Source organism: Enterobacter sp. UNJFSC 003 (assembly GCF_036903355.1).
GTDB lineage: Bacteria > Pseudomonadota > Gammaproteobacteria > Enterobacterales > Enterobacteriaceae > Enterobacter.
Genome location: NZ_JBAKHK010000010.1, coordinates 22,013 through 35,001, shown reverse-complemented (window position 1 = coordinate 35,001; position 12,989 = coordinate 22,013). Strand labels below are relative to the sequence as shown.

Sequence of the window (12,989 nt, the reverse complement as noted above, 5' to 3'; positions counted from 1 at the left end):
TTACCACAAAAATACTTAACAGTGAAAATTACCACCAAAAACCAAGAGGTTGATCATACTTTTTCAAAATGACTGGCATCTTTCCCCCCCTTTCCGCCACACTAGACGCAGAAAAACACGTTAAGGACCAGGCATGTCGGATCATGAAAACCTGCTGCTGAAGCTCCGCCAGGAGGCTTCCGGTTACAGCCCAACACAACAAAAACTCGGCGAGTTTGTCCTCAGCGATCCAGCCCGGGTGCTTTACCTGACGATCACGGAACTGGCGCGCGAGAGCCACACCAGCGAGGCCAGCGTTACGCGTCTTTGCCGCACGCTGGGCTGTAAGGGCTATAACGAATTTAAAATGGCGCTTGCGCTGGATATTCAGCAGGGTCAGCCCGCGCGTGAGGCGGGGGACGAAATTGATATCGTCGTGGATGAGTCGGTACAGGCTTTGCAGGACACCGCCAGACTCCTCGACCGCACGCTGCTTGAAAAAGCCGCACTGGCGCTGCATCAGGCGCAGTCCGTGCAGATTTATGGTGTCGCAGCCAGCGCGATCCTCGGAGAATATTTGCATTACAAGCTGTTGCGGCTGGGCAAACCCGCACAGCTGTTTAGCGATATGCACCGTGCAGCCATGAATGCGACAACGCTGTCGAAAGAGACCCTGGTTGTGGCCATCTCCAGCTCGGGTTCTACGCGAGATTTACTTCACGTGGTGAAACTTGCCCGCAAGCGCGGCGTGAAGGTCTTGGCACTCAGCAATACGCCCCGCAGCCCGTTGGCTTCCCTGAGCGATATGCAGCTGGTTGCCGCCAAACCAGAAGGGCCACTGAGCGCAGGTGCGCTCAATGCGAAGGTTGGCGTTATGCTGCTGGTCGAATTACTGACCACGTCCCTGATCGCGCTGGATAACCATTACGGTGATGTTAACCAGCAAACAGCCAGTGCGACGCTCCCCCTTTTGCTCTGAAAACCATTCGCAGGCTAAATAAACAGCCTGCGGTTTACACGGTCTGATGGGAACTAAGGGAGGAAAATCATTTATTAGGTGAATGATTGATGTAACAAGGTATTCTATTAATTACAATTTGAATTATAATCCCATCGCTAACGATGAGACTAAAAATAGATTAAAATCAATGAGATAAAAATATAAATTCGCATAAATTGAATTTACTCCCTTCCCGTAATGTCCAATATCTTCACCCGATTTTCTTTCCTTAAAATAAGCTTAAGACGCTGTCTATTTCGGCGTTTTATTATTTAAATTCCGTTTACTTTTTCGCGCCTACAATCCGCCTCATCAATCATAATGAGACGGTATTAATGAAAATGTTATTGATTACGGGCGTGACAGGATTTCTCGGCGGAGCAGTACTTGAAAAAATCCTTATCAACGATCAACCCGTCAAACTCCTTTTCCTTGCGCGTGCCAGCGATCCGCAAAGCGGGCTGGAGCGCGTGCAAGAGAACATGCATAAGTTCAACGTTCCTGCGGATAAACTGGCCCGCCTGAGTGTGGATAATATCCTCATCGGCGATCTCAGCCAGCCAGAGGAATTCCTGAACGATCCGCGTCTGGATCAGGTGACGCATGTCATCAATTGTGCTGCCGTCGCGTCATTTGGTAATAACCCTCTGATCTGGAAAGTGAACGTAGAGGGCACGCTGGCGTTAGCTCACCGCATGGCGCGCGTTGCTGGCTTACAGCGTTTTCTGCACGTCGGAACCGCAATGTCCTGCACGCCAGAGCAAGATTCACTGGTGGCAGAAAGCGCAGAATTCAGAGAGAACGCGGAACATCTGGTGGAATACACGTATTCGAAATCCACGATTGAACAACTGATGCGTCAACAGTGCCCAAACCTGCCGCTACTTATCGCCCGCCCTTCCATCGTCGTCGGCCATACTCGTCACGGCTGTTTGCCTTCAAGCAGCATTTTCTGGGTTTTCAGTATGGGATTGATGCTGCAAAAATTCATGTGTTCGATGGAAGACAAGATTGATGTCGTCCCGGTTGACTATTGTGCCGATGCCCTGCTGATGCTGCTTAACAGCGATGCGCGCCCTGGAGAAGTGGTACATATTTCTGCAGGAGAAGAGAATAGCGTTCGCTTTGCTGATATTGATAATGCGATGGCGCAAGCAATGGAGAAAGCCCCTGTTGGCGATAAATACGCCCAGGTGAGTTACGAAACGTTGGTAAGAATGCGCCGCGAGCTGAAGGATATTTTTGGTCCGTGCAATGAACGTTTGATGCTAAAAGCGATGCGGTTATACGGTGCTTTTGCCACGCTGAACGTGCGATTTAACAATGACAAACTGCTTAGCATGGGGATGCCGAAGCCGCCCCGCTTTACGGACTATATCGCCCGTTGCGTGCAAACAACTCAGGGACTGACGATTCCGGAACAAATGGCAGTCGATTTTAAATAGCCAAAAAAAATGCCAGTCATTCGACTGGCATTTTCATTTCAAGGCTTAGGCATTACGCCTGGCCTTTGATCTCTTTCAGGCCGTTGTATGGTGCTTTTTCGCCCAGAGCTTCTTCAATACGAATCAGCTGGTTGTATTTAGCAACACGGTCAGAACGGCTCATAGAGCCCGTTTTGATCTGGCCAGCAGCGGTACCAACAGCCAGGTCAGCAATGGTAGCGTCTTCTGTTTCGCCAGAACGGTGAGAGATAACAGCGGTGTAGCCAGCGTCTTTCGCCATTTTGATCGCAGCCAGAGTTTCGGTCAGAGAACCGATCTGGTTGAATTTGATCAGGATGGAGTTAACGATGCCTTTCTCGATGCCTTCTTTCAGGATCTTGGTGTTGGTTACGAACAGATCGTCACCAACCAGCTGGATTTTGTCGCCCAGTACTTTGGTCTGGTATGCAAAACCATCCCAGTCAGACTCGTCCAGACCGTCTTCGATAGAAACGATTGGGTACTGTTTGGTCAGGTCTTCCAGGAAGTGAGTGAACTCTTCAGAGGTGAACGCTTTGTTGCCTTCGCCGGCCAGAACGTATTTACCGTCTTTGTAGAATTCAGATGCTGCACAGTCCATCGCCAGAGTGATGTCTTTGCCCAGCTCATAGCCAGCCGCTTTAACCGCTTCAGCGATGACAGCCAGAGCTTCTGCGTTAGAACCCAGGTTTGGCGCATAGCCACCTTCGTCACCCACAGCAGTGTTCATACCTTTAGCTTTCAGAACTTTAGCCAGGTTGTGGAACACTTCAGAACCCATACGTACCGCTTCTTTCAGGGATTTCGCGCCAACTGGCTGAATCATGAATTCCTGAATATCAACGTTGTTATCTGCATGCTCGCCACCGTTGATGATGTTCATCATTGGTACTGGCATGGAGTATTTGCCTGGGGTGCCGTTCAGTTCAGCGATGTGCTCGAACAGTGGCTGGCCTTTAGCTGCTGCTGCTGCTTTGGCGTTCGCCAGGGAAACAGCCAGGATTGCGTTCGCACCGAAGTTTGATTTGTTTTCAGTACCGTCCAGATCGATCATGATCTTGTCGATGCCAGCCTGGTCTTTGGCGTCTTTGCCAAGGATTGCCTGAGCAATAGGACCGTTTACAGCGCCAACAGCTTTCAGTACGCCTTTGCCCAGGAAGCGGGATTTGTCGCCATCGCGCAGTTCCAGAGCTTCGCGGGAACCGGTAGAAGCACCTGATGGCGCTGCTGCCATACCAACGAAACCACCTTCCAGGTGAACTTCGGCTTCAACGGTCGGGTTACCACGGGAGTCGATGATTTCACGACCGATGACTTTAACGATTTTGGACATTAGATTTTCCTCAGTACAAGTTAAACTAAAACTCCAGACAAACAACGCGTACCAAAGGTACGCGTTGCCGTTCTAACTTTTTTTACTTCGCCTGACGCTTCTGGTAATCGCTGGCGGCTTTCACGAAGCCGGCAAACAGCGGATGTCCATCACGCGGCGTTGAAGTAAATTCCGGGTGGAATTGGCAGGCAACAAACCAAGGATGGTTAGGTACCTCAATGATCTCGACTAACTGATCATCCCCGGAACGGCCCGCAACACGCAGACCCGCAGCTTCAATAGGTTTCAACAACATGTTGTTGACTTCATAGCGGTGACGATGGCGCTCGGTAATGGTCGACTCGCCATACAGCTTGCGTACCACGCTATCGTCGGACAGCTGGCAGGCCTGTGCGCCAAGACGCATAGTGCCACCCAGATCGCTCTTCTCGGTACGGACTTCGACGTTACCTTCTTCGTCACGCCATTCAGTGATAAGCGCCACTACAGGGTACTTACAGTCTGGCACAAATTCCGTAGAGTTCGCGTTTTCCATTCCCGCTACGTTGCGCGCAAATTCGATCAGCGCAACCTGCATACCCAGACAGATGCCGAGGTATGGAATATTGTTTTCACGCGCAAAGCGTGCGGTGGCGATCTTGCCTTCTACACCACGGTAGCCGAAGCCACCAGGGATAAGGATAGCATCCAAATCTTTCAGAATTTCAACGCCACGCGTTTCAACATCCTGCGAATCAATCAGCTTGATGTTAACGGAGACGCGATTCTTAAGACCGCCGTGTTTCAGTGCTTCGATAACGGACTTATAGGCATCCGGCAGTTCAATGTACTTGCCGACCATACCGATAGTCACTTCGCCTGCCGGATTGGCTTCTTCGTAAATAACCTGTTCCCATTCAGACAGGTTAGCTTCCGGACAGTTCAAGCTGAATCGTTTACAAATATAATCGTCCAGGCCCTGTGATTTCAACAGGCCCGGGATTTTATAAATGGAATCGACGTCTTTCATTGAAATAACGGCTTTTTCAGGCACGTTACAGAACAATGCAATTTTCGCGCGTTCGTTCGCCGGAACGGCGCGATCGGAACGGCAAACCAGGATATCAGGCTGAATACCAATGGAGAGCAGCTCTTTCACAGAGTGCTGAGTTGGCTTGGTTTTGACTTCACCGGCGGCTGCCATGTAAGGCACCAGCGTCAGGTGCATGAACAGCGCGTGCTCACGACCAATATCTACTGCCAACTGACGAATGGCTTCCAGGAATGGCAGGGATTCGATATCACCTACCGTTCCGCCAATTTCAACCAACACAACGTCGTGCCCTTCGGCACCCGCAATAATGCGTTCTTTGATTGCGTTAGTGATGTGCGGGATAACCTGAACAGTTGCACCCAGATAGTCACCACGGCGCTCTTTACGCAGAACGTCGGAGTAAATACGGCCAGTCGTGAAGTTATTGCGACGGGTCATTTTGGTGCGAATGAAACGCTCGTAGTGGCCAAGATCCAGATCGGTTTCAGCGCCGTCTTCAGTAACGAACACTTCCCCGTGTTGGATTGGGCTCATGGTGCCAGGATCGACGTTGATATACGGATCCAGTTTCATCATGGTCACATTGAGGCCACGGGCTTCAAGAATGGCTGCGAGGGAGGCTGCGGCAATGCCTTTACCCAGAGAGGATACGACCCCGCCGGTCACAAAAATATAGTTCGTTGTCATGCTGAACCTGAGAAGTTAGGGTGAAACGATGGAATAACCAGGACGGGAAAGTAGTATACCCGAACACGGCGAGCGCCACAAACTTTCATTCTCCGTCTCCTTTCCAGGTCATGACAAACATAAGGAGTGAGAAAATAGCCCCTTTTGGGTAAATGTTTTTGACGCAAATCAAGCGCTTGTCATTTAAAAAATCACACAAATTGCGCTTGATCGCAAAATTCCGTTAGAGATCAGATTCCTGGCGTTTTACTTCCTGCCAGACTTCTTCCATCGCATCGAGGTCAATACCGGTCATTTCCAGGCCTCGCGAGGCCACAATACGCTCCACTTCGCGAAAACGACGTTCAAACTTGATGTTGGCTTTTTGCAGCGCGGTTTCCGCTTTTACACCCAAATGGCGCGAAAGGTTGACGGTGGCGAACAGCAGATCGCCCATTTCTTCTTCCAGCCTGGCTTCGTCAATAACAGCCTGCTGCGCTTCGTGCATAACTTCGTCGATCTCTTCATGCACTTTATCCAGCACCGGGCCAAGGGATGTCCAGTCGAATCCCACTGTGGAACAGCGCTTCTGAATTTTATGGGCCCGCATCAGCGCAGGTAGGCTCAGCGGAATATCGTCCAGCGCAGAGTGCTGGGATTTTTCAGCACGCTCGGCGCTTTTGATTTGCTCCCAACGGGTAAGCACTTCCTCGCTAGTGCCCGCGGTGGCATCGCCAAAGATATGCGGGTGGCGGCGTTCCAGCTTGTCGCTAATAGCGGCACAAATATCGTCGAAATTAAAGCGCCCCTCTTCCTGCGCCATCTGGGCATAGAACACAACCTGGAACAGCAGGTCACCCAGCTCGCCGCGCAGATCGTCAAAATCCTCACGGGAAATGGCGTCCAACACCTCGTAGGTCTCTTCGAGGGTATACGGGGCGATGGTGGCAAAAGTCTGCTCTTTGTCCCACGGGCAGCCGTTTTCGGGGTCGCGAAGACGCGTCATGATGCCGAGCAGGCGGTCGATTTGAGTCATGGTCTTTTCCATTTAAAAATAAAGCCGGGTGGCGGCGAAGCCTTACCCGGCCTACAAAAGAAAGTGCAGTTAACCGCCGTGCAGACGACGCGCGTCAATCACATCCGGCACCTGGTTCAGTTTGGCCAGCACGCGGCCCAGCACCTGCAGGTTATAGATTTCGATGGTCATATCGATGGTGGCGAGCTGCTCGCGCGTATCGCTGCGGCTGGCTACACCCAGCACGTTGACCTTCTCGTTAGCGAGAATGGTGGTGATATCGCGCAGCAGGCCGCTACGGTCGTTGGCGGTAACGCGTACCACCAACGAGTAGCCTGCAGAGTAGCTCTCACCCCAGACGGCTTCAACGATGCGCTCAGGCGCGTGCGATTGCAGCTCGGCGAGCTGGTCGCAGTCGGAGCGGTGAATCGAGATGCCCCGCCCCTGGGTGATAAAGCCGACAATATCGTCCCCCGGAATCGGCTGGCAGCAGCGTGCAATGTGATGCATCAGATTTCCCACGCCCTCAACAACCACGCGGCCGTTGTCTTTGCTACGCTGTTGCGGCGCATAGGTTTTCTGCTGCAGCTGCTTCAGCGCTGCCGCATCCTGCTCTGCGGCGCTTGGCTTGTTGAACTGCGCCTGCAGGAAATTCACCATCTGATTCAGACGGATATCACCACCACCTATCGCCGCTAACAGTTCATCAAGCTCGTTGAAGTTGTAGCGCGGCAGCAGGAATTTCTCTGCCTCTTTCAGGTTTATCCCGATATGTTCCAGTTCATCGTCAAGGATCTGACGACCGGCAAGGATATTTTTGTCACGATCCTGCTTGCGGAACCAGGCGTGAATTTTCGAACGCCCGCGGCTGGTCGTGACGTAACCGAGGTTAGGATTCAGCCAGTCGCGGCTCGGATTCGGCTGTTTCTGAGTGATGATTTCAATCTGGTCGCCCATCTGCAGCTGATAGGTGAACGGCACAATGCGTCCGCCGATTTTCGCGCCAATGCAGCGATGCCCCACGTCACTGTGGATGTGGTAAGCAAAATCGAGTGGCGTCGAACCGGCAGGCAGGTCGACGACATCACCTTTCGGGGTAAAGACGTACACCCGGTCGTCGAAGACCTGGCTGCGCACTTCATCGAGCATTTCGCCGGAATCGGCCATCTCCTCCTGCCACGCAATCAGCTTGCGCAGCCAGGCAATACGGTCTTCGTGGCCAGAACGCGCCCCACCAGAGGTACCCTCTTTGTATTTCCAGTGCGCGGCTACGCCCAGCTCGGCGTCCTCATGCATCTGTTTTGTGCGGATCTGGATTTCAACCGTTTTGCCGCCAGGGCCAAGCACGACGGTATGAATAGACTGGTAGCCGTTAGGTTTTGGGTTCGCGACATAGTCATCGAATTCGTCTGGAAGATGCCGAAAGTGAGTGTGCACTATCCCCAGCGCGGCATAGCAGTCCTGCAGACGCTCCGCCACGATGCGCACGGCGCGCACGTCAAACAGCTCGTCAAACGCGAGATGTTTCTTCTGCATTTTGCGCCAGATGCTGTAGATGTGTTTTGGCCGACCGTACACTTCGGCGCGCACATTCTCTTCTTTCATCGACTGACGCAAACCGCCGACAAACTCTTCAATATAGTGTTCGCGGTCAATACGACGTTCGTGCAGAAGCTTAGCAATGCGCTTATATTCCGCCGGGTGCAGGTAACGGAAGCAGTAATCTTCCAGCTCCCATTTCAGTTGCCCTATCCCTAAGCGGTTCGCCAGCGGCGCATAAATATTTGTACACTCTTTAGCCGCCAGAACGCGCTCATCCTCCGGCGCATCTTTCACTTCGCGCAGGTGCGCAATACGCTCGGCAAGCTTGATGACCACACAGCGGAAATCATCCACCATGGCCAGCAGCATTCGACGGACGTTGTCGACCTGTTCAGATGAGACGGAATCGGTATGGGCAGCTTTTAGCTGGCGGATAGCCGCCATATCACGTACGCCGTGGATCAACCCCACAACGGGTTGGCCGACGCTCTCAACCAGCACATCCTCAGAAACCACGTCAGCATCCGCCAGGGGGAACAGGAGCGCGGCCTGCAGCGTTTCGATATCCATGTTGAGCATGGAGAGGATTTCGACCATTTCGATGCCGCGCCACAGCAGCAATTCGGCGTCAGGATGCCCCTGCGTGGTGCGCAGACAATAGGCCCAGGTTTCGGTTAAGCGTTCACACGACTGCTGGCTGGAAATCCCCAGACTTGCGATCCATTTTTTTGGGTCAAACTCACCAGCTTTATTAAGATGTGCACTTCTTACCGCAACCATCGTCCTCTCCTTTAGGGACCAGGGCCTGTCGAAGTCGACAAGCCAAACTCAATTATATGTGCTCGAATAACACCATCGATTCCAGATGCCCAGTGTGCGGGAACATGTCCAGCATTGCCAGACGCTGAATCTGGTAACCCGCGCTCACTAATGCCTCGCTATCTCGGGCAAGTGTCGCCGGATTACAAGAAACATAGACCACACGCTTCGGCGCGAGTTTAATAATATGCTGCATCACGCCAGGTGCGCCTGCACGCGCCGGGTCGAGCAAAATTTTGTCAAACCCCTGCTTCGCCCAGGGCTGCTGAGTAACATCTTCCTCAAGATTTTGGTGAAAGAATGTCACATTTTGCAAGCCATTCTGTCGCGCGTTTTCTTGGCCTTTCGCCACCAGCGCTTCAACCCCTTCAACCCCCACCACGTTTGCGGCTTTTTGGGCCAGCGGCAGCGTGAAATTGCCCATCCCGCAGAACAGATCCAGCACCCGGTCACTCTTTTGTACATCCAGCCATGACAACGCTTTTTCAATCATCTGCTGATTAACGCCATCATTAACCTGGATGAAATCCCGCGGACTGAACGTTAAGCGTAGTCCGTTTGACGCATACCAGGGCGTCTCTCCCGTAAGTTGCTCAAGTATCTCGCTTTGCGGGGCAAGGAAAAGCGCCAGCTCGTGGGAATGCGAAAAGCGTTCCAGTTTTTCACGGTCTTTAGTCGACAGCGGCGCCGTATGGCGCAGGACCATCAGCGGGCCGTTGTTCGCCAGGACCAGTTCTACATGCCCGAGGTGGCGAACGCCATCCAGTCCGGCAAGACAGGTACGCACGCTGGGGAGCAACGCCTCAAGCTGGGGCACCAAAATGGGGCATTGCTTGATAGTGACGATATCGCTGGATCCCGCTTTGCGAAATCCCATTTCCAATTGCCCGGTTTTTGGCTGATAGCTTAGGCTCAGGCGCGCGCGTCGGCGGTATCCCCAGGGCCGATCGGCAATAATTTCGTTGACCTCATGCCTGAGCTGGCGTGCCAGCGCGCTGCTTTTACTTTTTTGCTGTAAAACTACGCTGGCATGCTGTTGTTGACAGCCGCCGCAGACCCCAAAATGCGGGCAGCGAGGCGCAACGCGTTCAGGGCTATCATTAAGCCGACCCTTTACCAGGCCGCGTGCATACTGGCGCTTATCTTCCGTAAGGGTAATTTCTGCTCGTTCTGTTGGCAGCAAACCTGTTATAAACAGTGTCTTACCATTGTGATGCCCGACCCCTTGCCCAAAAGGGTCGAGGCCCGTGGCTTCAACAGTTATGATCTGACGCGTCGTCACGCGTCGCTTTGCAGAGTAGAATTGCGCCATCGCCGAGATTTTTCTCAAATAAACATAATTAGCCTAATTGTCCCATAACGGAACTCCATGACCAACTACAGCCTTCGTGCACGCATGATGATTTTGATCCTCGCCCCTACCGTACTTATCGGTTTGCTGCTGAGTATCTTCTTTGTCGTGCACCGCTATAACGATCTGCAGCGACAACTGGAAGATGCCGGAGCCAGTATTATTGAGCCGCTGGCGGTTTCCAGCGAATATGGGATGAACCTGCAAAACCGCGAATCGATTGGTCAGTTAATCAGCGTTCTGCATCGCCGCCACTCGGAGATCGTGCGCGCTATCTCCGTTTACGACGAGCACAACCGCCTGTTCGTCACCTCGAATTTTCATCTGGACCCGGCTGCGCTGAAAATTCCTGACGGAGCACCTTTCCCGCGCCATCTCACCGTGATGAGACGGGGAGATATCATGATCCTGCGTACGCCGATTATCTCGGAGAGTTATTCACCCGATGAATCTGCACAGTCCGATGCCAAGTCCAGCAATAATATGCTCGGATATGTGGCGCTGGAGCTGGATCTCAAGTCGGTGCGGCTGCAGCAATACAAAGAAATTTTTATTTCCGGCGTGATGATGCTCTTCTGCATCGGCATAGCGCTTATCTTTGGCTGGAGGCTAATGCGCGATGTCACGGGGCCGATTCGCAACATGGTCAACACCGTTGACCGCATACGTCGGGGGCAGCTCGACAGCCGCGTAGAAGGGTTTATGCTGGGCGAGTTGGACATGCTGAAAAACGGTATTAACTCAATGGCGATGTCGCTGGCGGCGTATCACGAAGAGATGCAGCATAACGTTGACCAGGCCACCTCGGATTTACGCGAAACCCTGGAACAGATGGAGATCCAGAACGTCGAGCTGGACCTGGCGAAGAAACGCGCCCAGGAAGCGGCGCGTATCAAGTCCGAATTCCTCGCCAATATGTCGCACGAGCTGCGTACGCCGCTGAATGGCGTGATCGGCTTTACCCGTCTGACGCTGAAAAGCGAGCTTAATCCGACCCAGCGCGATCACCTACACACCATTGAACGTTCGGCCAATAACCTGCTGGCGATCATTAACGACGTGCTGGACTTCTCCAAACTGGAAGCCGGTAAGCTGATTCTGGAAAGCATTCCGTTCCCGCTACGCAGCACGCTCGATGAGGTCGTGACGCTGCTCGCCCACTCGTCGCACGACAAAGGGCTGGAGCTGACGCTCAACATTAAAAATGACGTACCGGATAACGTGATTGGCGACCCGCTTCGCCTGCAGCAGGTCATCACCAACCTTGTCGGCAATGCCATTAAATTTACCGAAAGCGGCAATATCGACATTCTGGTGGAGAAACGATCCATCAGTAACAACAAGGTCCAGATTGAAGTCCAGATCCGCGACACCGGCATTGGTATTCCGGAGCGCGATCAGTCGCGTCTTTTCCAGGCGTTCCGTCAGGCAGATGCAAGCATTTCACGTCGTCACGGGGGGACCGGCCTGGGTCTGGTCATCACGCAAAAGCTGGTTAAAGAGATGGGCGGGGATATCTCCTTCCACAGCCAGCCAAACCGTGGTTCAACGTTCTGGTTCCATATCAACCTTGACCTCAACCCGAACGTGATGACGGACGGGCCAGCAACAAACTGTCTGAAGGGGATGCGGCTGGCCTACGTTGAGCCAAACGCCGCTGCCGCCCAGAGTACGCTCGATGTGTTGAGTACCACGCCGCTGGAGGTTATCTACAGCCCGACCTTCTCAGCGCTTGCCGTCGAGCATTACGATATTCTGCTGATGGGGATCCCGGTCACCTTTACCGGCGAACTCACCATGCAACAAGAGCGGCTGGCGAAAGCCGCATCGATGACCAATTACCTGCTGCTGGCCCTGCCGTGCCACGCTCAAATCAACGCGGAAGAGCTGAAAAACGATGGGGCGGCCGCCTGCTTGCTTAAGCCGCTTACCGCCACACGCCTGCTGCCGGCGCTGACGGAATATTGCCGCCTGAGTCAACATGCCCTCCCGCTGATTAGCGAGGAGCAAAAGCTGCCGATGAGCGTGATGGCCGTGGATGATAATCCGGCAAACCTGAAGCTTATTGGCGTGCTGCTTGAGGATCAGGTTCAGCACGTGGAGCTGTGTACCAGCGGCGCACAGGCTGTTGAGCAGGCTAAACAAATGCAGTTCGATTTGATTTTGATGGATATTCAGATGCCCGGCATGGACGGCATTCGCGCCTGCGAGCTGATCCGTCAGCTCCCGCATCAGCAGCAAACGCCGGTTATTGCCGTGACCGCACATGCGATGGCAGGGCAAAAAGAGAAGCTGCTTAGTGCCGGGATGAATGATTATCTGGCAAAACCTATCGACGAAGAGAAATTACATAACCTGCTGTTACGCTATAAGCCGGGCCATATGGGTGGGACGTATACCGTCTCTACCGAGCCGGTGGAGGTAAGCATCAATCATAACGCCACCTTTGACTGGCAGCTGGCGCTACGTCAGGCAGCGGGTAAACCTGATTTAGCGCGCGAAATGCTGCAGATGCTGGTCGCGTTCCTGCCGGAAATACGCAATAAAGTAGAAGAACAGCTGGTGGGCGAAAATCCGGAAGAGCTGCTCGAGGCTATCCACAAGCTGCACGGTAGCTGTGGTTATAGCGGCGTGCCGCGACTGAAAAGTCTGTGCCAACTTCTGGAACAACAGCTCCGCGCCGGTACGCCAGAATCGGAGCTTGAACCTGAGTTCCTGGAACTGCTGGATGAGATGGATAACGTCACGCGGGAAGCGATGAAGGTGTTGGGGAGCTAAGGTAAAAGCT

Annotated in this window: 8 protein-coding genes; 3 read left to right on the top strand and 5 right to left on the bottom strand. The window is 53.1% G+C overall.

What is annotated here, in order from left to right; genetic code table 11:
- Nucleotides 1-133: 133 nt before the first annotated feature.
- Together V5P19_RS18620 and V5P19_RS18615 are read left to right on the top strand one after the other, a co-directional pair.
- Nucleotides 134-958 carry a MurR/RpiR family transcriptional regulator gene (locus V5P19_RS18620; RefSeq protein ID WP_334406270.1) on the top strand — a complete coding sequence of 275 codons (825 nt, stop codon included), beginning with the start codon at nt 134-136 and terminating at the stop codon, nt 956-958.
- A gap of 356 nt (nt 959-1,314) precedes the next feature.
- Nucleotides 1,315-2,424, top strand: a complete 1,110-nt coding sequence (locus tag V5P19_RS18615) for an SDR family oxidoreductase (protein WP_334406268.1) — start codon at nt 1,315-1,317, stop codon at nt 2,422-2,424.
- A 52-nt stretch (nt 2,425-2,476) separates the two neighbouring features.
- Here V5P19_RS18615 and eno read toward each other — a convergent pair whose 3' ends face one another.
- The 5 genes from eno to rlmD all read right to left on the bottom strand — a co-directional run bounded on the left by eno (nt 2,477) and on the right by rlmD (nt 10,162).
- Nucleotides 2,477-3,775: a phosphopyruvate hydratase gene (eno, locus tag V5P19_RS18610; RefSeq protein WP_119936049.1), complete on the bottom strand. Its 1,299-nt coding sequence runs from the start codon at nt 3,773-3,775 to the stop codon at nt 2,477-2,479.
- 82 nt (nt 3,776-3,857) lie between these two features.
- Complete coding sequence (gene pyrG / locus V5P19_RS18605) at nt 3,858-5,495, bottom strand: glutamine hydrolyzing CTP synthase (protein ID WP_334406263.1); 1,638 nt, start codon at nt 5,493-5,495, stop codon at nt 3,858-3,860.
- Between the two features lie 223 nt (nt 5,496-5,718).
- Nucleotides 5,719-6,510, bottom strand: coding sequence for a nucleoside triphosphate pyrophosphohydrolase (gene mazG, locus V5P19_RS18600; protein ID WP_334406261.1), 792 nt, complete (start codon nt 6,508-6,510; stop codon nt 5,719-5,721).
- A gap of 69 nt (nt 6,511-6,579) precedes the next feature.
- Nucleotides 6,580-8,811 (bottom strand): GTP diphosphokinase, encoded by a 2,232-nt coding sequence (relA, locus tag V5P19_RS18595; RefSeq protein WP_334406259.1) that lies wholly within the window; start codon nt 8,809-8,811, stop codon nt 6,580-6,582.
- 52 nt (nt 8,812-8,863) lie between these two features.
- A complete protein-coding gene (gene rlmD / locus V5P19_RS18590; RefSeq protein WP_334406257.1) occupies nt 8,864-10,162 on the bottom strand; it encodes a 23S rRNA (uracil(1939)-C(5))-methyltransferase RlmD in 1,299 nt (432 codons plus the stop codon).
- 57 nt (nt 10,163-10,219) lie between these two features.
- Between rlmD and barA the strand changes: the two genes are divergently transcribed.
- Nucleotides 10,220-12,979, top strand: a complete 2,760-nt coding sequence (gene barA / locus V5P19_RS18585; protein ID WP_334406255.1) for a two-component sensor histidine kinase BarA — start codon at nt 10,220-10,222, stop codon at nt 12,977-12,979.
- Nucleotides 12,980-12,989 lie beyond the last annotated feature (10 nt).